This window comes from Sediminihabitans luteus, from assembly GCF_002797595.1.
GTDB lineage: Bacteria > Actinomycetota > Actinomycetes > Actinomycetales > Cellulomonadaceae > Paraoerskovia > Paraoerskovia lutea.
In genome coordinates this window covers 265,439-285,352 of record NZ_PGFE01000004.1, presented here as the reverse complement: position 1 = coordinate 285,352, position 19,914 = coordinate 265,439, and the positions used below count along the sequence as shown (strand labels likewise).

21 protein-coding genes are annotated in these 19,914 nt (G+C 70.2%); 2 read left to right on the top strand and 19 right to left on the bottom strand.

The window, feature by feature from the left end; all coding sequences use genetic code 11:
• Positions 1–19 precede the first annotated feature (19 nt).
• On the bottom strand, positions 20–922 hold the full coding sequence (locus CLV28_RS12735) for an alpha/beta hydrolase (protein ID WP_239073332.1): 903 nt from the start codon (positions 920–922) through the stop codon (positions 20–22).
• A 137-nt stretch (positions 923–1,059) separates the two neighbouring features.
• Positions 1,060–1,359: a hypothetical protein gene (locus tag CLV28_RS12730; protein WP_100423692.1), complete on the bottom strand. Its 300-nt coding sequence runs from the start codon at positions 1,357–1,359 to the stop codon at positions 1,060–1,062.
• A 251-nt stretch (positions 1,360–1,610) separates the two neighbouring features.
• Between CLV28_RS12730 and CLV28_RS12725 the strand changes: the two genes are divergently transcribed.
• Positions 1,611–2,573, top strand: a complete 963-nt coding sequence (locus CLV28_RS12725; RefSeq protein WP_100423691.1) for an FKBP-type peptidyl-prolyl cis-trans isomerase — start codon at positions 1,611–1,613, stop codon at positions 2,571–2,573.
• 100 nt (positions 2,574–2,673) lie between these two features.
• Entirely contained in the window at positions 2,674–3,168 is a 495-nt protein-coding gene (locus tag CLV28_RS12720; protein ID WP_100423690.1) for a phosphoribosyltransferase, read from the top strand.
• A gap of 58 nt (positions 3,169–3,226) precedes the next feature.
• Here CLV28_RS12720 and nrdF read toward each other — a convergent pair whose 3' ends face one another.
• From nrdF to CLV28_RS12635, 17 genes are all read right to left on the bottom strand, one after another.
• A complete protein-coding gene (nrdF, locus tag CLV28_RS12715) occupies positions 3,227–4,207 on the bottom strand; it encodes a class 1b ribonucleoside-diphosphate reductase subunit beta (protein ID WP_100423689.1) in 981 nt (326 codons plus the stop codon).
• A gap of 85 nt (positions 4,208–4,292) precedes the next feature.
• The gene (gene nrdE, locus CLV28_RS12710; RefSeq protein ID WP_100423688.1) at positions 4,293–6,452 is read right to left on the bottom strand and encodes a class 1b ribonucleoside-diphosphate reductase subunit alpha; all 2,160 of its coding nucleotides are present in this window, start codon (positions 6,450–6,452) and stop codon (positions 4,293–4,295) included.
• A complete protein-coding gene (nrdI, locus tag CLV28_RS12705) occupies positions 6,449–6,880 on the bottom strand; it encodes a class Ib ribonucleoside-diphosphate reductase assembly flavoprotein NrdI (RefSeq protein WP_100423687.1) in 432 nt (143 codons plus the stop codon). Before nrdI ends, nrdE begins: the two co-directional genes overlap by 4 nt.
• A 119-nt stretch (positions 6,881–6,999) precedes the next feature.
• A complete protein-coding gene (gene nrdH, locus CLV28_RS12700) occupies positions 7,000–7,242 on the bottom strand; it encodes a glutaredoxin-like protein NrdH (protein ID WP_100423686.1) in 243 nt (80 codons plus the stop codon).
• A 486-nt stretch (positions 7,243–7,728) separates the two neighbouring features.
• Positions 7,729–9,162 (bottom strand): GH1 family beta-glucosidase, encoded by a 1,434-nt coding sequence (locus CLV28_RS12695; protein ID WP_203968255.1) that lies wholly within the window; start codon positions 9,160–9,162, stop codon positions 7,729–7,731.
• Positions 9,163–9,497: 335 nt separating this feature from the next.
• Positions 9,498–10,781, bottom strand: a complete 1,284-nt coding sequence (locus CLV28_RS12690; RefSeq protein ID WP_100423685.1) for an N-acetylglucosamine-6-phosphate deacetylase — start codon at positions 10,779–10,781, stop codon at positions 9,498–9,500.
• 53 nt (positions 10,782–10,834) lie between these two features.
• Positions 10,835–11,530 carry an endonuclease NucS gene (gene nucS / locus CLV28_RS12685; protein WP_100423684.1) on the bottom strand — a complete coding sequence of 232 codons (696 nt, stop codon included), beginning with the start codon at positions 11,528–11,530 and terminating at the stop codon, positions 10,835–10,837.
• A 102-nt stretch (positions 11,531–11,632) separates the two neighbouring features.
• On the bottom strand, positions 11,633–12,049 hold the full coding sequence (locus CLV28_RS12680; RefSeq protein WP_100423683.1) for a DUF2550 domain-containing protein: 417 nt from the start codon (positions 12,047–12,049) through the stop codon (positions 11,633–11,635).
• Positions 12,050–12,062: 13 nt separating this feature from the next.
• The gene (locus CLV28_RS12675; protein WP_100423682.1) at positions 12,063–12,341 is read right to left on the bottom strand and encodes a F0F1 ATP synthase subunit epsilon; all 279 of its coding nucleotides are present in this window, start codon (positions 12,339–12,341) and stop codon (positions 12,063–12,065) included.
• A gap of 91 nt (positions 12,342–12,432) precedes the next feature.
• The gene (gene atpD, locus CLV28_RS12670; protein WP_100423681.1) at positions 12,433–13,914 is read right to left on the bottom strand and encodes a F0F1 ATP synthase subunit beta; all 1,482 of its coding nucleotides are present in this window, start codon (positions 13,912–13,914) and stop codon (positions 12,433–12,435) included.
• A 79-nt stretch (positions 13,915–13,993) separates the two neighbouring features.
• Positions 13,994–14,887 carry a F0F1 ATP synthase subunit gamma gene (locus CLV28_RS12665; protein WP_100423680.1) on the bottom strand — a complete coding sequence of 298 codons (894 nt, stop codon included), beginning with the start codon at positions 14,885–14,887 and terminating at the stop codon, positions 13,994–13,996.
• 2 nt (positions 14,888–14,889) lie between these two features.
• Positions 14,890–16,518: a F0F1 ATP synthase subunit alpha gene (atpA, locus tag CLV28_RS12660; protein WP_100423679.1), complete on the bottom strand. Its 1,629-nt coding sequence runs from the start codon at positions 16,516–16,518 to the stop codon at positions 14,890–14,892.
• 90 nt (positions 16,519–16,608) lie between these two features.
• Complete coding sequence (locus CLV28_RS12655) at positions 16,609–17,421, bottom strand: F0F1 ATP synthase subunit delta (RefSeq protein ID WP_100423756.1); 813 nt, start codon at positions 17,419–17,421, stop codon at positions 16,609–16,611.
• A complete protein-coding gene (locus CLV28_RS12650) occupies positions 17,421–18,026 on the bottom strand; it encodes a F0F1 ATP synthase subunit B (protein ID WP_100423678.1) in 606 nt (201 codons plus the stop codon). Before CLV28_RS12650 ends, CLV28_RS12655 begins: the two co-directional genes overlap by 1 nt.
• On the bottom strand, positions 18,026–18,259 hold the full coding sequence (locus tag CLV28_RS12645) for an ATP synthase F0 subunit C (protein ID WP_100423677.1): 234 nt from the start codon (positions 18,257–18,259) through the stop codon (positions 18,026–18,028). Before CLV28_RS12645 ends, CLV28_RS12650 begins: the two co-directional genes overlap by 1 nt.
• A 94-nt stretch (positions 18,260–18,353) precedes the next feature.
• Positions 18,354–19,010 carry a F0F1 ATP synthase subunit A gene (gene atpB / locus CLV28_RS12640; protein WP_239073333.1) on the bottom strand — a complete coding sequence of 219 codons (657 nt, stop codon included), beginning with the start codon at positions 19,008–19,010 and terminating at the stop codon, positions 18,354–18,356.
• Between the two features lie 401 nt (positions 19,011–19,411).
• Positions 19,412–19,876 (bottom strand): Cg1360 family ATP-synthase-associated protein, encoded by a 465-nt coding sequence (locus CLV28_RS12635; protein ID WP_100423675.1) that lies wholly within the window; start codon positions 19,874–19,876, stop codon positions 19,412–19,414.
• Positions 19,877–19,914 lie beyond the last annotated feature (38 nt).

The following is a 19,914-nucleotide window of genomic DNA, read 5'->3' as shown; positions in this document are numbered from 1 at the left end:
CGTCGAACGCACGGGGCGGTCAGTCGGCCGTGCCGTCCGCACGCGACGCGGCGTACGTCTCCTGGTCGGTGCGCTCGGTGTCGGTGTCGGACGACGTCGCGCCCGTCCCGTCCCAGGTCGTCGGCAGCGGCGTGGGCCGGCTCGGGTCCACGTGCGCGACGATCTCGTCGAGCACGCGGCGCACCGACGGCTCCCCGACCCACAGGTGCTTGGCACCCTCGACGCCGATGACCTCCGCCTGCGGCACCCGCGCGAACCGCTCGCGCGCCTCGTCGGGCCGCAGGTAGTCGTCGAGCTCGGGCACGAGCACCACGAGGGGCTTGCCGAACGCGGCCCACCGGTCGAGGTCCTCGTCGGTCGCGCGGTGCAGCGGCGGTGCGAGCAGGATCGCACCCTCGACCGACGGGTCGGCGCCGTGCATGAGCGCGAGCTCGGTGCCGAACGACCACCCGACGAGCCAGCGGCGCGGCAGGTCGTGGAACTCGGCGAACTCGATCGCCGCGGCGACGTCGAACCGCTCGCCCGCTCCCCCGTCGAACGCTCCGTCGCTCGTGCCGCGTGGCGAGCTCGTCCCGCGCGTGTTGAACCGCAGCACCGCGAGGTCCGAGAGCGCCGGGAGCCGCCACGCGGCCTTGCGCAGCACGTGCGAGTCCATGTACCCGCCGTGCGTGGGCAACGGGTGCAGGGTCACGAGCGTCGCGACCGGGTCGCGGTCCGCGGGCAGCGCGAGCTCCCCGACGAGCGTGAGGCCGTCGGCGGTGTGCAGCTCGACCTCCTCCCGGCGGGCCGGGAGGACGGTCAGCGAGCGGATCGGGGTGCCGGGTGCGGCGTCCTGGGGCGTGGTCGTCGGGCTCGGCGCGTGGTCGGCGTCGGCAGGGCTCGCGTCGGCAGGTGTCGCGTCGGCAGGTGTCGTGTCGCTCATCGTGCCGAGCCTATCGGTGGTGCGTGCTGCGCGGTCGCTGTCGCGCCGTCCGGTCCGGACTGCCGCGTCCGGCCGTGACCCGCTCGGCCGTCAGACGCGAGGCCGGTCGTCGGGCGGCCGTCGGACGGCGGGCCGGGTCAGCGGCGTCGCGCCCGGGCCTGCCAGCAGGCCGAGTGCCAGTGCCGGCGGTCGGCGAGCCCCGCGTCGCGCCCGAACATCGAGTCGTTCGACCACGCGACGACGTGCGCGGTGCCGGGCACGACGTCCTGGCTGCACCCCGGGCACGTGTACGTCTTGGACGAGCTGCGGATCTTCTGCACGGTCCACTCGCCGTCGTCGGCCGACTCGGTGCGCCGACCACCGGTCGCGCGCTCGACGTCGAGGGGGACGTGCTCCGCTCCCCAGGGGCGGCGGCTGGATCGGCGTGACGACGGCATGCCCTCATTGTCCACGAGACCGGTCACGGCGACGGGTCACGGCAATCGGTCACTGCGATCGGTCACTGCGATCGGTCGCTGCGATCGGTCAGGCGAACGGCGTGACGGGCCGCCAGGCCGACGACGGGGCGACGGGGCAACTGGCGCAGCCGAGAGCCGACAGCCGACGCACAGGGTCGACCGCTAGAGTGTGCCGGTCCGGCGTCGGGCGCTCACCGCGTCCCGCGCCTCACCGACCGAAGGACTCCCCAGTGAAGCACCGCACCGCCCGCGGGATGACCGCGCTCGCGCTCGGAGCAGCCCTCGTGCTGACCGGATGCGCCGACGACTCCGACTCGACCGACGCGCCGAGCGCGACCTCGACCGACGCGGCGTCCGACACCCCGACCCCCACGGCCGAGGACGTCGCCGCCGTCGAGGCCGTCAAGGTCGAGGGCGATGCCGGCTCCGAGCCGACCGTCACGTTCGACAAGGGCCTCACGGTTTCCGTGCCGACCGCGACCGTCGTGACGCCCGGCACGGGCGCCGACCTCGAGGACGGCCAGAGCATCTCCATGGACTACGTCAGCTACACGGGCGCCGACGCGACCAAGGCCGGCTCGACGTACGAGGGCGACCCCGACACGATCATCCTCGGCGACCAGGGCATCATCCCCGCCCTCAACCAGGTGCTCGAGGGCCAGAAGGTCGGCGTGCGCGCCGTCATCGCCATCCCGGCGCAGGACCCGAGCACCGGCGAGGCGACCACGAGCGTGCTCGCGCTCGAGGTGACCGACGCGATCGACGTCCCCGACCGCGCCACGGGCGAGGCCGTGACCCCGCCGGCGGGCCTGCCGACCGTGACGCTCGACGACACCGGCAAGCCGAGCATCGAGATCCCGAAGGACTACGAGGAGCCGACCGAGCTCGTCGCGCAGACCCTCATCAAGGGTGACGGTGCGGTCGTCAAGGAGACCGACACGATCACCGCCCACTACACCGGGTGGCTCACCGACGGCACGCAGTTCGACTCGTCGTGGGACCGCGGTGCACCCGCGAGCTTCTCGCTGACGGGCGTCATCAAGGGCTGGACGCAGGGCCTCGCGGGCCAGACCGTCGGCAGCCAGGTGCTGCTGGTCATCCCGTCCGACCTGGGCTACGGCGAGACCGCGAGCGGGAGCATCCCGGCCAACTCGACCCTCGTGTTCGTCGTGGACATCCTCGCGGTCAACTGACGCACGCACCCGCACGGGGTCCGGTCCTTCGGGGCCGGGCCCCGTCGTCGTCTGCGGCCGTTCCCAGGACGCTCCCGGCGGACGCACGTAGGGTCGACGCATGAGCGAGGAGCGCGAGGTCCTGACCTGGGAGACGTTCGGCGTGGCGGTGCGCGAGCTCGCCGAGCAGGTGGTCGCGAGCGGGTTCGACCCCGACGTCGTGATCGCGGTCGCGCGCGGCGGGCTGCTGCCCGGCGGCGCGGTCGCGTACGCGCTGGGGACCAAGGGCGTGGGCACCCTCAACGTCGAGTTCTACACCGACATCGGCATGACGCTGCCCGACCCGCGCGTGCTCCCGCCGCTCATGGACACCTCCGAGCTGCCGGGGCTGAAGGTGCTGGTGGTCGACGACGTCGCCGACTCGGGCCGCACGCTCGCCCTCGTCATGGAGATGCTCGAGGGCCAGGCCGCCGAGGCGCGATCCGCGGTGCTCTACGCCAAGCCCCGCTCCGTCGTCCGCCCGGACTACTCGTGGAAGGACACGGACCTGTGGATCACGTTCCCGTGGTCCGCCGAGCCTCCCGTGGCCGGGGCGCGCGAGCGCCCGGCTGACTGAGCTCCGGGCATGCGAACGGCCCCGAGGTCCACCTCGGGGCCGTGCGCACGCGTAGGACTCAGAAGTCCCAGTCGTCGTCCTGCGTCGAGACGGCCTTGCCGATCACGTACGACGAGCCCGACCCCGAGAAGAAGTCGTGGTTCTCGTCCGCGTTGGGCGACAGCGCCGACAGGATCGCGGGGTTGACGTCGGTCTCGTCCTTGGGAAACAGCGCCTCGTAGCCCAGGTTCATGAGGGCCTTGTTGGCGTTGTAGCGCAGGAACTTCTTGACGTCCTCGGTCAGGCCGACGGAGTCGTAGAGGTCCGCGGTGTACTGGACCTCGTTGTCGTAGAGCTCGAAGAGCAGCTCGAACGTGTACGCCTTGAGGTCGTCGCGCTCCTCGGGCGTGAGCTTCTCGAGCCCCTTCTGGAACTTGTAGCCGATGTAGTACCCGTGCACGGCCTCGTCACGGATGATGAGCCGGATCAGGTCAGCGGTGTTCGTGAGCTTGGCGCGGCTCGACCAGTACATCGGCAGGTAGAAGCCCGAGTAGAACAGGAACGACTCGAGCAGCGTGCTCGCGACCTTGCGCTGCAGCGGCGAGTCGCCCTTGTAGTACTTCATGACGATCTCGGCCTTGCGTTGGAGGTTCTCGTTCTCTTCCGACCAGCGGAACGCCTCGTCGATGTCCTGCGTCGAGCACAGCGTCGAGAAGATCGACGAGTAGCTCTTGGCGTGCACCGACTCCATGAACGCGATGTTCGTGTAGACGGCCTCCTCGTGCGGCGTGATCGCGTCCGGGATCAGGCTCACGGCGCCCACGGTGCCCTGGATGGTGTCCAGGAGCGTGAGGCCGGTGAAGACGCGCATCGTGAGCGTCTTCTCCTCGGGCGTGAGCGTGTTCCACGAGGGGATGTCGTTCGACACCGGGACCTTCTCGGGCAGCCAGAAGTTGCCGACGAGGCGGTCCCAGACCTCGAGGTCCTTGTCGTCCTGGAGACGGTTCCAGTTGATCGCGGAGACGCGATCGATGAGCTTGAGCTTCCCGGTGGGGGTCATGAGTCCTTCTCTCTCTTCCCGGGTCACCGGGAGCCGGCGTCGGCGGCCCGGAGGCCGCCGACGCAGATGCTTTGCTTCATGCGAATCACAGCATGCAGCTGACGCAACCCTCCACCTCGGTCCCCTCGAGGGCCATCTGACGCACGCGGATGTAGTAGAGCGTCTTGATGCCCTTGCGCCACGCGTAGATCTGCGCCTGGTTGACCTCGCGGGTCGTCGCGGTGTCCTTGAAGAAGAGCGTGAGCGACAGTCCCTGGTCGACGTGCTGCGTCGCCGCGGCGTACGTGTCGATGATCTTCTTCCAGCCGATCTCGTACGCGTCGTCGTAGTACTCGAGGTTGTCGTTCGTCAGGTAGGGCGCCGGGTAGTACACGCGCCCGATCTTGCCCTCCTTGCGGATCTCGATCTTCGAGGCGACCGGGTGGATCGACGACGTCGAGTTGTTGATGTACGAGATCGAACCGGTCGGCGGGACCGCCTGGAGGTTCTGGTTGTACAGGCCGTGCTCCTGGACCGACGCCTTGAGCGCGAGCCAGTCCTCCTGCGTCGGCACGTGCACGCCGGCGTCGGCGAAGATCTCGGCCACGCGCGCCGTCTCGGGCACCCAGGCCTTCTCGGTGTACTTGTCGAAGTACTCCCCCGTCGCGTACTTCGAGGCCTCGAAGTTGTAGAACTTCTGGCCACGCTCGATCGCGAGGCGGTTCGACGCCGCGACCGCGTGGAACGCGACCGTGTAGAAGTAGATGTTCGTGAAGTCGATGCCCTCGTCCGACCCGTAGTGCACGCGCTCGCGCGCGAGGTAGCCGTGCAGGTTCATCTGCCCGAGGCCGATCGCGTGGCCGAGGTCGTTGGCGCGGCGGATCGACGGCACCGAGTCGATGCTCGTCTGGTCCGAGACCGCGGTGAGCGCGCGGATCGAGGTCTCGATCGTCTTCGCGAAGTCGGGCGAGTCCATGGCCTTGGCGATGTTGAGCGAGCCGAGGTTGCACGAGATGTCGCGGCCGACGTGGTCGTACGAGAGGTCCTCGGAGTACGTCGAGGGGGTCGCGACCTGGAGGATCTCCGAGCACAGGTTCGAGTGGGTGATGCGCCCGGCGACCGGGTTCTCGCGGTTGACCGTGTCCTCGAACATCACGTACGGGTAGCCCGACTCGAACTGCAGCTCGGCGAGGGTCTGGAAGAAGTGGCGCGCGTTGAGCTTGGTCTTGGTGATGCGCGCGTCGTCGACCATCTCGTCGTACTTCTCGGTGATCGAGATGTCGGCGAAGGGCTTGCCGTAGACGCGCTCGACGTCGTACGGCGAGAAGAGGTACATGTCCTCGTTCTTCTTGGCGAGCTCGAACGTGACGTCGGGGATCACGACGCCGAGCGAGAGCGTCTTGATGCGGATCTTCTCGTCCGCGTTCTCCCGCTTGGTGTCGAGGAACCGCATGATGTCGGGGTGGTGCGCGTTGAGGTACACCGCGCCGGCGCCCTGGCGCGCGCCGAGCTGGTTGGCGTACGAGAACGAGTCCTCGAGGAGCTTCATCACGGGGATGACGCCCGACGACTGGTTCTGGATCTTCTTGATCGGTGCGCCGTGCTCGCGCACGTTGCTCAGCAGCAGGGCGACGCCGCCGCCACGCTTGGAGAGCTGGAGCGCCGAGTTGATGCCGCGCGCGATCGACTCCATGTTGTCCTCGATGCGCAGCAGGAAGCACGAGACGGGCTCGCCGCGCTGCTTCTTGCCCGCGTTGAGGAACGTGGGCGTCGCGGGCTGGAACCGGCCCGAGATGATCTCCTCGACCATGTCGGTCGCGAACTGCTCGTCGCCCTGCGCGAGCGTGAGCGCGACCATGCACACGCGGTCCTCGAAGCGCTCGAGGTAGCGCTTGCCGTCGAACGTCTTGAGCGTGTAGCTCGTGTAGTACTTGAACGCGCCGAGGAACGTCTCGAAGCGGAACTTCTTCGAGTACGCGAACTGGAACAGCGTCTTGACGAACTCGCGGTCGTACCGGTCCAGGACCTCGGCCTCGTAGTACTCGTTCTCGACGAGGTAGTCGAGCTTCTCGTCGAGGTCGTGGAAGAACACGGTGTTCTGGTTCACGTGCTGACGGAAGTACTGGTGCGCCGCCTGACGGTCACGGTCGAACTGGATCTCGCCGTTCGGGCCGTACAGGTTCAGCATCGCGTTGAGCGCGTGGTAGTCGAGCTCGGTGCTCGCGAGCGTGACGGGGGTCGCCTGCTGCGAGGATCCGGCGCTCATGCCGGGATCCGTGACTGTCGTTGCCAAAATCGTCCCAATCCGTCGCGGACGCGCGTGACGTCCTCGGCTGTTCCCAGTAGTTCGAATGCGTAGAGGTAGGGCACGGCGCACTTGGCGGAGATGATGTCCCCCGCGATGCAGTACGCCTCGCCGAAGTTGGTGTTGCCCGCGGCGATGACGCCACGGATCAACGACCGGTTGTGTGGATCGTTCAAGAACTTCACGACCTGGCGGGGCACGGCCCCGCCCTCGTTCCCGCCCCCGTAGGTCGGGACCACCAGCACGTAGGGCTCCTCGACGGTGAGGAACCCGTCCGCGGGGCGCAGCGGGATCCGGTGCACCCCGATGCCCAGGTCACCGAGGTGGAGTCGCTGGACGAACCGGTGCGTGTTGTCCGAGACGCTCGAGAAGTAGACGAGGTCTCCCACGTCGCACCTCGCTCACTGCGCCGCGGCGCTGGCTGCTCGGGTTCTGCTGGACTGCTGCGTCGGCCGCGGGCGGGCGGCCGACGCGATGCCCCCGGAAGGGGCGGACGACGGGTGTCCCGTCAGGCGACGACGTCGGCCTTCGCCGCGAGGGCGCTGATCTGGTCCGGACGGAACCCCGACCAGTGCGTGTCGCCGGCGATGACGACGGGAGCCTGCATGTAGCCGAGGCCGCGGACGAGCTCGAGCGCCTCCGCGTCCTGGCTGATGTCGACGACCGAGTACTCGACGCCCTTCTTGTCGAGGGCTCGGTACGTCGCGTCGCACTGGACGCAGGCCGGCTTGCTGTAGACCGTGACGCTCATGTGAGTCTCCTCGTCTCGTGGGGGTCGAACCGGTCCTGGGAGAGGGAGGCTCAGGCCTCTGACCTCGAAGGACACGGATGGAACTACGATCGTGTGATTCACCGGAGACGATCTCTCCCCCGGCGTGAAAACCACTATACCTAGTGCTCGACGGTCCGCCACAGCACTACATGTCGTGTCGCGACTTCACCCGCCCGCGTCCGGCGAACCCGCGCGAGGAGCCCTCCGGACCGTGCTCACCATCATCCTCCGACCCTCTGACACGCCCTTCGCGCACCGCTGCGTCCACCGGTCCGTACGCGTGTCGCGCGCGGATTCGAGCGCTTCCCGGCACCCCGTCCACAGGGTGGGGAGAAGGGCCGTCCACAGCCTGCGGACGGTGCCACGCACGCGACGTCCGCGCCCTCGCCCGGACGCGCGACGGGGCCCCGGGCCTTCGCCCGGGGCCCCGTCGGAGCCGATCCTGTCGGTCACGTCACGCGGAACTCACGGCGTGTCGCCCTCACGGGCGTGTCGCGTCGGGGCGGGCAGCGTCCCCGTCGTGGCGAGCTCCCGGTACCAGTGCGCCGAGTCCTTCCAGGTGCGCTCCTGGGTCGCGTAGTCGACCCGGATGATGCCGAAGCGCCGGTCGTAGCCGTAGCCCCACTCGAAGTTGTCCAGGAGCGACCACGCGAAGTACCCGCGGACGTCGGCACCGCGGTCGATCGCGATCCCGACCGCGTCCACGTGGTCGTGCAGGTAGGCGACGCGGCGGTCGTCGTGCACGCGACCGTCCGGCGAGACCACGTCGTCGAACGCCGCGCCGTTCTCGGTCACCATGAGCGGCTGCTCGGGGTACGACTCCGCGATCGAGCACAGGAGCTCGGTCATCCCCGTGGGGTCGATGTTCCAGCCCATCGCCGTCGACGGCCCCGGCTGCTCGACGAACTCGACGTCGGTCACCCCGACCCACGGCGTCGCCGCCGACGCGCCGTGGCCGTCGTTCTGCTGCCGCTCGCCGTCGCCGTCGAAGTGCCGCACCGTGGCGGTCGAGTAGTAGTTGACCCCGAGCACGTCGATCGGCTGGCGCGTGATCGCGAGGTCGCCCTCCTGCACGAACGACCAGTCGCTCACGTGCGCGGTGTCGGCGAGCAGGTCGTCCGGGTACGCGCCCTCCAGGAGCGGGCCGAGGAACGCACGGTTCGCAAGCGCGTCGACCTTGCGCACCGCGTCGAGGTCGGCGGCGGACGACGGGTCGGCCGGCCGCGCGACGTGCAGGTTGAGCGTCACGGAGGTCTTCGCGTCCGCGCCGAGCTCGTCGCGGATCGCGAGGCATGCGAGACCGTGCGCGAGGTTGAGGTGGTGCACCGCCGCGAGGGCCGCGGCCGGCTCGGTGCGGCCCGGCGCGTGCACGCCGGACGCGTAGCCCAGGTAGGCCGAGCACCAGGGCTCGTTGAGGGTCGTCCACACGTCGACGCGATCGCCCAGCTCGCGCGCCATGCGGCGCGCGTACTCCGCGAACGCGTAGGCGGTCGAGCGCACGGCCCACCCGCCCTCGTCCTCGAGCTCCTGCGGCAGGTCCCAGTGGTAGAGCGTCACCACGGGCCTGACGCCCGCCTCGACGAGCGCGTCGACGAGCGTCGAGTAGAACGCGATGCCCTCATCGTTGAACGGCCCGCTGCCCCCGGGCTGGACGCGCGACCAGGAGATCGAGAAGCGGTACGCGTCGAGACCGAGGTCCGTGACGTGCTGCACGTCCTCGGGCCACCGGTGGTAGTGGTCGTCCGCGACGTCGCCCGTGTCGCCGTTGAGCGTGCGACCGGGTGTGTGGGAGTACGTGTCCCAGATCGAGGGCGTGCGGCCGCCCTCGGCCGCGGCACCCTCGATCTGGTACGCGGCGGTCGCCGACCCCCAGACGAAGCCGTCGGGGAAGCGGCGCAGCGCGGCGCCGGCGGGCTGTGTCGCCGACCCGACCTCCGCGGGCGCGCTCCCAGGGTGCGTGCTCTCGGCGGGCGTCAGGGCGGGCGGGGCGGCGTCGTTGCTCACGGTGCTCCTTGTGTCGAGGGGAAAGCAGTGGAAGCGCTCTCACGTATCGATTCGACAGCCTACCGGAGACCGGGCGCCGCGCGACCTGCCGCCGCGACGCCCGCGTCCGTCGGCCGGTCCCCAGGAAACGCGTCCTCGGGAAGACCGTCGTCACGAAGGCCATCATCCCGAAGGCCGTCGTCACGAAGGCGGTCGTCCCGAAGACCGTCGTCAGGAGCGATCCGGCACGGTCATGCCTCGGTCGCGAGCACCTCGACGCCTGCGCGCACCACCGACAACGGGCGCAGATCGGCGTCCACGACCACGACGTCGGCGCGGCGCCCGGCCTCGAGCGCCCCCACGTCGGTGCGCCCGAGCACCCCGGCGGGCGTGAGCGAGGCGGAGCGTACAGCGTCGACGAGAGCCACGCCGGCCTGCACGGTCTCGCGCACCACGTCGAGCAGGTGGTAGGTGCCCCCGGCGATCGCGCCGCCCTCGGTCAGGCGGGCGACGCCGTCCGCGACCGTGACCGACATCGGGCCCAGCTCGTACGAGCCGTCGGCCATCCCGGCAGCGGCCATCGCGTCGGTCACGAGCACGACGTTCTCGGCGCCGACCATGTCGAACACGCTGCGTGCGGTGCCGTGCGCGAGGTGCGTGCCGTCCGAGACGAGCTCGACCGCGAGCTCGCCGCGCGCGGCGGCCGCGAGGCACGCGGCGATCGGTCCGGGCTCGCGGTGGTGCAGCGGCCGCATGCCGTTGAACAGGTGCGTCGCCGTGGGACGCACGCCGCGCGCGGCCGCGCCCGAGGCGACGAGCGCCGCGAGCACCTGGACGATCGCGGCCTCGGTCTGCTCGGTCGAGGCGTCCGTGTGCCCGACCGACGGGACCGCGCCGACGCCGGCGAGCGCGTCGATCACGGAGTCGTCCCCCACGATCCCCGGCACCTCGGGCGCGATCGTCATGGTGCTCAGGTGACCACCCGCGGCACGGTCGATCGCCCGCACGAGCTCCGGGTCGCCCGCGAGCATGTCGGCAGGGTTCTGCGCACCGCAACGGACCTCCGACAGGAACGGACCCTCGAGGTGGATCCCGGCGAGGTCGCCCGCGTCGACGAGCTCGCCGAGCACCGCGGCCCGCGCGAGCAGCGTCGCGGGATCGGCCGTCACGAGCGAGCCGACGAGCGACGTCGTGCCGTGGCGCAGGTGCTCGCGCGCCGCGACGCGCGCCTCGTCGGAGGTCGTGGCGTCCGGAAAGCTCGCGCCGCCACCGCCGTGGCAGTGCACGTCCACGAGCCCGGGCAGCAGGACCGTCCCCTCGTCCGGCACGACCGCGGCGGCCACGACGTCCGCGTGACCCGACCGGTCGGCGTCCGCGGCCGGGCCCACCCACGTGATCTCGCTGCCGTCCACGACCACGACGCCGTCGTCGATCACGGAGTCGGGCGTCACGACGCGACCGCGGAGCGCGAACGGGGACGTCGCACCCGTGGGCGACGTCGCGGACGAGGGAACCGGGGCGGGCGTGGAGGTCATGCCTCCATTGTGGCGCACTTCCTCCGGGCCCTGCACAAAAGCCGGGACGAACCTCAGAAGAGACGCGAGTCGACGTCGTCGACGCCCTTCATGGCGTCGTAGTCGAGGATGAGGCACTCGATGCCGCGGTCCGTGGCCAGCACGCGCGCCTGCGGCTTGATCTCCTGCGCCGCGAAGATCCCGCGCACGGGCGCCAGCAAGGGGTCACGGTTCATGAGGTCGAGGTACCGCGTGAGCTGCTCGACGCCGTCGATGTCGCCGCGCCGCTTGATCTCGATCGCGACCGACGCCCCGGTCGGGTCCTTGGCGAGGATGTCGACCGGGCCGATCGCGGTCATGTACTCGCGCCGCACGAGGGTGTGCCCGTCGCCGAGCAGCGTGATCTGCGCCGCGAGCATCTCCTGCAGGTGCGCCTCGACGCCGTCCTTGATCAGGCCCGGGTCGACCCCGAGCTCGTGCGCGCTGTCGTGGAAGACCTCGTGCAGCTCGATCTCGAGACGGTCGTCGCTCTTGGCGTGCTGCACGGTCCACACCGCCGTCACGCCACGCTCGCGCGCGACGTCGTCGGGCGCCGTCGTCGCCATGGCGCACGGCGGGCTCATCCAGTTGAGCGGCTTGTACGAGCCGCCGTCCGAGTGCAGCAGCACGCTGCCGTCGGCCTTGACGACGATCAGCCGCCGCGCGAGCGGCAGGTGGGCCGAGAGCCGGCCGGTGTAGTGGGCGGAGCACTCCGCCACGACGAGCCTCACGGGACGTCCCCTCGACGATGGTTCGCGCCGACCTTCGGACGACGCGTGGCTGGCACGGCGGACGGCCCGGCCGGACGACGGGCGGGTCGGACGACGGGCGGGTCAGACCACGAGGCCGCGCACGCTCGGCGGTGCGGCCTCGAGCCAGGCGGTGAGCCCGGCGTACGCCTCGGTCGACATGACGAGCTCGAGCTCCTCCCCCGCACAGGTGCACTGCACGAGGTACTGGTCCTGCTGCCCGACCGAGTCGAGCGGGACGCGGCCCTTGACGAGGACCTCCTCGCGACGCCAGACCCGGGCCGGACGCACCGACACGGACCAGTAGCGCCACCAGTCGATGCGCCCCGCGCCGTACACCGCGACGCCCGCGACCCAGCCCGTGCGCGAACCGCCCGCACGCAGGCCGCACTCGAACGAGCCGAGCCGCCGGTTGAGCCCGCGCAGGCGCACGGCACCCAGCACCACGGCCACCAGCACGACCGCGACCAGCACGACCGCGGTCCAGGCGACGGGCGTCACGCGAGGGCCTCGCTCAGCGTCCGGCGGTCGCCGTGGCGACCTCGACGTCGTCCGCGACGATGGTCACCTGGTTGTCGTCGACCGAGATGAACCCACCGGAGACGGTCGCGCTGAGCGCCTCGCCGTCGGTCGGGGTGATGCGCAGCGCACCCTGACGCAGCACCGCCAGGAGCGGCGAGTGCCCTGCGAGGATGCCGATCTCGCCGTCGGCGGCGGGGGCGCTCACCATGCGAGCCTCGCCCGACCAGACCTTGCGGTCCGTCGCGACGACGTCCACGTTCAGATGTGCCACTGGGAACTCCTTGGAAGCGGGTCGGCCGTACGGGTCACCGGGACCCCGGGTGCTGCGCCCCGCCGGGGCGGGGCGCAGCAGCACGCGGGTCTCAGGCGCCGTACTCCTTCTGGATCTTGGCCCAGTTGCGCTCGAGGTCCTCGAGGCCACCGATGTTGTAGAAGGCCTGCTCGGCGATGTGGTCGAACTCGCCGTCGGCGATCTTCGTGAACGCCTCGATGGTCTCCGTCAGCGGGACCGTCGAACCGACGACGCCCGTGAACTTCTCGGCCATGTAGGTGTTCTGCGAGAGGAACTGCTGGATGCGGCGCGCACGCGCCACGACCGTCTTGTCCTCCTCCGAGAGCTCGTCGACACCGAGGATCGCGATGATGTCCTGGAGCTCCTTGTTGCGCTGCAGGATCGACTTGACGCGGGTCGCCGCGTCGTAGTGCGCCTGGCCCACGTAGCGCGGGTCGAGGATGCGCGACGTCGACGCGAGCGGGTCGACGGCCGGGTAGAGGCCCTTCGACGCGATCTCGCGCGAGAGCTCGGTCGTCGCGTCGAGGTGCGCAAAGGTCGTCGCCGGCGCCGGGTCGGTGTAGTCGTCGGCAGGCACGTAGATCGCCTGGAGCGACGTGATCGAGTGACCACGCGTCGAGGTGATGCGCTCCTGCAGCAGACCCATCTCGTCGGCGAGGTTCGGCTGGTAGCCCACCGCGGACGGCATGCGGCCGAGCAGCGTCGAGACCTCGGAACCCGCCTGCGTGAAGCGGAAGATGTTGTCGATGAACAGGAGCACGTCCTGCTTCTGGACGTCGCGGAAGTACTCCGCCATCGTCAGGGCCGAGAGGGCCACGCGCAGACGCGTGCCCGGCGGCTCGTCCATCTGGCCGAAGACGAGGGCCGTCTTGTCGAAGACGCCCGCCTCCTCCATCTCGACGATGAGGTCGTTGCCCTCACGGGTGCGCTCGCCGACACCGGCGAACACCGACACACCACCGTGGTTCAGCGCGACACGCTGGATCATCTCCTGGATGAGGACCGTCTTGCCGACGCCCGCACCACCGAAGAGACCGATCTTGCCACCCTGGACGTACGGCGTGAGCAGGTCGATGACCTTGATGCCGGTCTCGAACATCTGCGTCTTCGACTCGAGCTGGTCGAACGCCGGGGGCTTGCGGTGGATGGGCCAGCGCTCGGTGACCTCGAAGGTCTCGCCCTCCTTGAGGTTGAGCACCTCCCCGGTCACGTCGAAGACCTTGCCCTTGGTGATGTCGCCGACGGGCACCGAGATCGGCGCGCCGGTGTCGGTCACCACGGCGCCGCGCACGAGGCCGTCGGTGGGCTTGAGGGCGATCGCCCGCACGAGCGAGTCGCCGAGGTGCTGCGCGACCTCGAGCTTGAGCGTGAAGGACTTCTCGCCCTCGCCCTGGGACGAGAGGTCGATGTCGACGGTCAGCGCGTTGTAGATGTCGGGGATCGCGTCCTCGGGGAACTCGATGTCCACGACGGGGCCGATCACGCGCGCGACACGGCCCACGCCGGGTCCGCTCTGGTGCTCGACCTGGGCTTCCACGGTGGTGGCGGTCATTTCTGGCCTCGCTTCGAAGGGCCGGAGGCGACTCCGGCGGTGTCAGTGCTGGTCTGGATGGTCATGTCGCGCACGGGCCTCACGCCGACGCGAGCGCGTCGGCGCCCGAGACGATCTCGGAGATCTCCTGCGTGATGTCCGCCTGGCGGGCCTGGTTGGCCAGACGCGTGTACGTCCGGATCAGGTCCTCGGCGTTGTCGACCGCGGTGTGCATCGCCCGCTGGCGGGCAGCGAGCTCCGACGCCGCGGACTCGAGCAGGCAGCTGAAGATGCGGCTGCGGACGTACCGCGGCAGCAGCGCGTCGAGCACGGCCTCGGGCGACGGCTCGAAGTCGTACAGCGGGAGCACGTCGTCCTCCCCCGGCACCGAGACGCCCTCGACGACCTCGAGCGGGAGCATGCGGACCACGCGCGGACGCTGGGTCACCATGTTCACGAACTGCGTGTGCACGACGTGCAGCTCGCCGACGCCACCCTCGGAGTCGGGCGCGAGGAACGCCTCGAGCAGCGTGCTCGAGATGTCCGCCGCAGTGCTCGACTCCGGGGAGTCCGAGCCCTCGGCCCACGAGCCCGCGAGCTCACGACCGCGGAACCGGAAGTACGTGATCGCCCGCCGGCCGGAGGCGTACAGGGAGACCTGCTTGCCCTCGCCCGTGAGCCGCGCGATCAGACGCTCGGCCTCGCGCAGGATCGACGCCGAGTAGGCGCCGGCCATGCCGCGGTCGGACGCGATCACGAGGACCGCGGCCCGCGTCGACTCCTGGGGGGAGGTCAGCGGGTGCGTGACGTTCGTGTGCGACGCGACCGCGGAGACGGCCCGGGTCAGCGCCCGCGCGTACGGCGATGCTGCCGCCGTGCGCGCGCGCGCCTTGCCGATGCGCGACGCAGCGATGAGCTCCTGCGCGCGGAACATCTTCTTGAGGGACTGCGTCGACTTGATCCGCTGCTTGTAGACGCGCTGGGATCCCGCCATCGTCAGGCCTTCTTCTGACGAACGATCTGCTCCTGCTCGACCTCGACCTCGTCCTGCTCGGACTCCCCGCCGACGAGCGGCGAGCCGTCCGCCTTCAGGAAGCCGTTGCGGAACTCGTCGACCGCGTCGCTCAGAGCCTGCTCGGTCTCGCTGACGAGCTTGCCCGTCGAGGCGATCGTGCCGAGGACGTCGGAGTGGCGGCGCAGGTGGTCGAGCAGCTCGGACTCGAAGCGACGCACGTCCTCGACCGGGACGTCGTCGAGCTTGCCCTTGGTGCCGGCCCAGATCGAGACGACCTGGTCCTCGACCGCGTACGGCGTGTACTGGCCCTGCTTGAGCAGTTCCATGAGCACCGCACCACGCTGCAGCTGGCCGCGCGAGGCCGCGTCGAGGTCGGACGCGAACATCGCGAACGCCTCGAGCGAACGGAACTGCGCGAGCTCGAGCTTGAGCGTGCCGGAGACCTGCTTCATGGCCTTGACCTGTGCCGCACCACCGACGCGCGACACCGAGATGCCGACGTCGACCGCGGGACGCTGGTCGGCGTTGAAGAGGTCCGACTGCAGGAAGATCTGGCCGTCGGTGATCGAGATGACGTTCGTCGGGATGTACGCCGAGACGTCGTTGGCCTTGGTCTCGATGACCGGCAGACCCGTCATCGAACCGCCGCCGAGCTCGTCCGAGAGCTTCGCACAACGCTCGAGCAGACGGGAGTGCAGGTAGAAGACGTCACCCGGGTAGGCCTCGCGCCCCGGCGGACGACGCAGCAGCAGCGACACGGCACGGTACGCCTCGGCCTGCTTCGACAGGTCGTCGAACACGATGAGGACGTGCTTGCCGCCGTACATCCAGTGCTGGCCGATGGCCGAGCCGGTGTACGGGGCGAGGTACTTGAAGCCCGCGGGGTCCGAGGCGGGAGCGGCGACGATCGTCGTGTACTCGAGCGCGCCGGCCTCCTCGAGGGCGCCGCGCACCGACGCGATGGTCGAGCCCTTCTGACCGATCGCGACGTAGATGCAGCGCACCTGCTTGCTGGGGTCGCCCGACTCCCAGTTCGCCTTCTGGTTGATGATCGTGTCGATCGCGATCGCGGTCTTGCCGGTCTGGCGGTCGCCGATGATGAGCTGACGCTGACCGCGACCGATCGGGATCATGGCGTCGATCGCCTTGAGGCCCGTCTGGAGCGGCTCGTCGACCGACTTGCGGTCCATGACGCCCGGCGCCTGGAGCTCGAGGGCGCGGCGGCCCTCGGTCTCGAGCTCGCCGAGGCCGTCGATCGGGTTGCCGAGCGGGTCGACGACGCGGCCGAGGTAGCCGTCACCGACGGGGACCGAGAGGACCTCGCCCGTGCGACGGACCTCCTGGCCCTCCTCGATGCCGGTGAACTCGCCGAGGACGACGACACCGATCTGGCGCACGTCGAGGTTCAGCGCGAGACCCAGGGTCCCGTCCTCGAACCGCAGCAGCTCGTTCGCCATCGCGCCCGGGAGGCCCTCGACCTGCGCGATGCCGTCGGCGGCCATGGCGACACGGCCCACCTCCTCGGCGACCGTGCCCTCGGGCTCGTAGGACTTCACGAAGCTGTCCAGAGCGGCCCGGATCTCCTCCGGCCGGATCGTCAGCTCAGCCATTGCTCTTCTCCTGTCGTGGCCGCATCACGCGGTCGAAAGTACTCTGTCGTGCGCGGACCGTGGCCCGCGCGGTGCTGGTGCCCTGCATGGTCAGCCGGCCAGACGACGACGTGCGTCGGCGAGCCGTCCGAGGACGGTCGAGTCGATGACGTCCGCGCCGACCTGCACGCGCAGCCCGCCGATCACGGCCGGGTCGACGGTCACGTTGAGCTGGACCGCGCGCCCGTAGGAGCGCTCGAGGGCCGCCGCGAGGCGGTCCATCTGCTCCTGGCTCATGACGCTGCCCGAGACGACGCTCGCGACGAGTCGCTTGCGCCGGTCTGCCGCGACCTCGCCGAACCACAGCAGCGTCGCGACGTAACGGCGACCACGAAGGTCGGACGTCGCGCGCCGGGCGAGCACGAGCGTCGCCGGGTCCGCCTCGGCGAGCAGGGTCTCGACGAGCGTGGTGCGCCGCGCCGGGTCCGTGGTCGGGTCCGAGAGCACGGCCCGCGCCTCGCGCGCACCGCTGAGCGCCCGCGTGAAGCGGAAGAGCTCGTCCTCGACGGTCTCGAGCGCTCCGCGCGCCTCGGCCGAGGCGAGCACGGCGTCGAGCGCCAGGTGCTCGACCGCGTCCGCGAGGTCGCTCTCGGCGGCCCAGCGGTCGCGCACGACGCCCGAGACCAGGTCGACGACCCGGCCGTCGAAGCCGCCGGAGAGGATCCCGGTCACCAGGGAGGCCTTGTCCGCACCCGAACGGGAGGGGTCGGCGAGGGACCGGCGGAGCGTCGCGGAGCCGTCGAGCGCACGCGCGACGGCGAACAGCTGCTCGCCGAGCTCGAGCGACTCGGTGCCCGCGGCCCGCAGGACCGGCTCGAACCGTTCCCGCGCCTGGGACAGGGATGCCCCGCTCGTCCCTCGCATCACTTCTCCTTGCTGTTCGTCCCGGCACCGGCCGCGGAGGCCGCGCCGGATCCGGCTGCTTCGAGGTCCTCGAGGAAGCGGTCGACCACGCGCGACTGGCGCGCGGCGTCCTCGAGGGACTCGCCGACGATCTTCGACGCGAGCTCGGTCGCGAGCGAGCCGACCTCCGTGCGGAGCGAGACGGACGCCTGCTGGCGCTCGGCCTCGATCTGACGGTGTGCCGTCTCGACGATGCGTGCCGCGTCCTCGCTCGCCTTGGCCCGCAGGTCGTCGACGATGGCAGAGCCCTCGGCGCGCGCCTCCTCGCGGATCTTGGCGGCCTCAGTGCGGGCCTCCTGGAGCTGCTGGTGGTACTCCGCGAGTGCCGCGGCTGCCTCGGCCTGCGCGGTCTCGGCCTGCTTGAGCCCGCCCTCGATCTTCTCGGTGCGCTCGTCGAAGATGACCTGGAACTTGGGCAGGACCACCTTGTAGAACACGACCGCGATGATCACGAGGACCACCGCCGACCAGAAGATGTCGTACGTGGCCGGCAGGAACAGGTCGATGCCCTCGGGCTCCGTGCCGGACTCCGCGGCGAGAACGGCAGCGCTGGTGAGCGCCGACATCACGCGGTGAACAGGAAGCCGGCGACGATGCCGAGCAGCGCGAGGAGCTCGACGAACGCGACACCGAGGAACATGGTGGCGCGGAGCTGGCCGGCGACCTCGGGCTGGCGGGCGATGCCCTCGATCGTCTTGCCGATGAGGATGCCGAGGCCGATGCCCGGGCCGATCGCGGCGAGGCCGTAGCCCACGGTCCCGATGTTGCCGGTGACCTCGGCGAGAGTGGTGACGTCCACGATTGCTCGTTCCTTCCGTTGGGCGTCGGACCGGTGCGGCCGACGTCTCGTTGTTACAGCGACTGGGTGGGTGAAGCTCGGGTGACCCGGCGGGTCAGTGCTCTTCCTCGAGCGACATGTTGATGTAGACCGCGGCGAGCAGGGCGAAGATGTACGCCTGCAGACCTGCGACCAGGAGCTCGAAGAGGGTGAACGCGAAGCCGCCCGCGAAGGTGAGGACACCGAAGGCCTTCATCCCCCCGCTCGACTCGATGAGGAAGAACTGCGTCGCCGAGAAGCAGAGCACGAGCATGATGTGCCCGGCGACCATGTTGGCGACGAGTCGGATGGCCAGGGAGGCCGGCCGGATGATGAGGATCTGGAGCAGCTCGATCGGCGCGACGATCACGTAGATCGGTGCCGGGATCCCCGGGGGGAACAGGTTGGCCTTCAGGTAGCCGCCGAACCCGTGCTTCTTGATGCCCGCGACCCAGTAGGCGACGAACACCCACAGCGCGAGCAGCAGGGGGACGCCGATCAGGGCGGTGCCGGCCAGGTTGAGCCCCGGGATGATGCCCGTGAGGTTGAACGCGAGGACCGTCAGGAAGATCGTCGTGATCATCTTGACGTACTTCTTCGACCGCTCGGTGCCCATGATCTCCTCGATCACGTTCACTCGGACGAAGTCGAGGATCATCTCGATCGCGTTCTGGAACCGGTTCGGCACGAGCCGTGCGCGGTTGGCCGCGATCACGAAGATCGTCAGCAGCACGACGGTCGCGATGATCCGGATCAGCTGGACACGGTTGAACTCGTAGAACGTGCCTTCGCCGAAGATCGTGGGCGGGAAGAAGTCGGCGATCGTCGGGGCGTGGAAGCCGCCGCTCTCGCCTTCACCGGAAGCGGCAAAGGCCAGGGGGGTCGCGAGGGTGAACAGGGTGGACTCCCAGTGGTCTTGGGTCCCGCGCTGTTCGACATGATGTCGTGGGCACGCCGTCGGACCTGGCCGTCATGGATTCGTGAGTAGCCTAACGCATCCCGGGAGCAGTCCTGCACGCTCGTACTGCTCGGGACCGCCCAGGTGACGGATCCCACCCAGCCGCAGCATCCTGCGGGAGCCGGGCGGTGCGACACGCCGACGACACGCCGTGCGCTGGTGCCCCGAGCAGCGTTTCAGGAGGCGTCGGGGTCCACGTACGGGATGCGTGCACGCGTCACCGCGCGGTAGTCGACGAGCGCCGAGCCCACCGCGCCGACCAGCAGCACGGTCGCGAAGACGGGCACGTCGTAGAAGTCCATGCCGCGCAGCACCGCGAGGGCGACGACCAGCACGACCATCTTCGCGAGCCACCCGCCCATCACGGCCGCCGCCATGGTCGTCGGGCTCGACTCCGCGGTGCGGTACATCGTCCAGACCGTCGTGAGCGAGAAGATCGCCGCGAGCGCGACGCCGAGCAGGGCGCCCCACACGCCGGCGACGCCCGCGACCAGCGCGCCGATGCCGACCCCGAGCACCGCGAGCCCGGCGAGCAGGATCGCGACGTCGCGCAGGGCGGTGCGGAAGACGTCGCGCCCCGCGCCGGCGGGCTTGCGCGGCTCGGGTCCGGTGCCGGGCGTGGGTGCGTCGGTGCTGCTCATCGTGGGTTCCTTCGAGGGTCGGACGGCGGGGCGTGCTC

What these genes read in the sequence shown, in the direction of transcription:
- CLV28_RS12735 (WP_239073332.1), bottom strand. Translation starts at nt 922, where the DNA reads ATGAGCGACACGACACCTGCCGACGCGACACCTGCCGACGCGAGCCCT.
- CLV28_RS12730 (WP_100423692.1), bottom strand. Translation starts at nt 1,359, where the DNA reads ATGCCGTCGTCACGCCGATCCAGCCGCCGCCCCTGGGGAGCGGAGCAC.
- CLV28_RS12720 (WP_100423690.1), top strand. Translation starts at nt 2,674, where the DNA reads ATGAGCGAGGAGCGCGAGGTCCTGACCTGGGAGACGTTCGGCGTGGCG.
- nrdF (WP_100423689.1), bottom strand. Translation starts at nt 4,207, where the DNA reads ATGACCCCCACCGGGAAGCTCAAGCTCATCGATCGCGTCTCCGCGATC.
- nrdE (WP_100423688.1), bottom strand. Translation starts at nt 6,452, where the DNA reads ATGAGCGCCGGATCCTCGCAGCAGGCGACCCCCGTCACGCTCGCGAGC.
- nrdH (WP_100423686.1), bottom strand. Translation starts at nt 7,242, where the DNA reads ATGAGCGTCACGGTCTACAGCAAGCCGGCCTGCGTCCAGTGCGACGCG.
- CLV28_RS12690 (WP_100423685.1), bottom strand. Translation starts at nt 10,781, where the DNA reads ATGACCTCCACGCCCGCCCCGGTTCCCTCGTCCGCGACGTCGCCCACG.
- atpD (WP_100423681.1), bottom strand. Translation starts at nt 13,914, where the DNA reads ATGACCGCCACCACCGTGGAAGCCCAGGTCGAGCACCAGAGCGGACCC.
- CLV28_RS12665 (WP_100423680.1), bottom strand. Translation starts at nt 14,887, where the DNA reads ATGGCGGGATCCCAGCGCGTCTACAAGCAGCGGATCAAGTCGACGCAG.
- atpA (WP_100423679.1), bottom strand. Translation starts at nt 16,518, where the DNA reads ATGGCTGAGCTGACGATCCGGCCGGAGGAGATCCGGGCCGCTCTGGAC.
- CLV28_RS12655 (WP_100423756.1), bottom strand. Translation starts at nt 17,421, where the DNA reads ATGCGAGGGACGAGCGGGGCATCCCTGTCCCAGGCGCGGGAACGGTTC.
- CLV28_RS12650 (WP_100423678.1), bottom strand. Translation starts at nt 18,026, where the DNA reads ATGTCGGCGCTCACCAGCGCTGCCGTTCTCGCCGCGGAGTCCGGCACG.
- CLV28_RS12635 (WP_100423675.1), bottom strand. Translation starts at nt 19,876, where the DNA reads ATGAGCAGCACCGACGCACCCACGCCCGGCACCGGACCCGAGCCGCGC.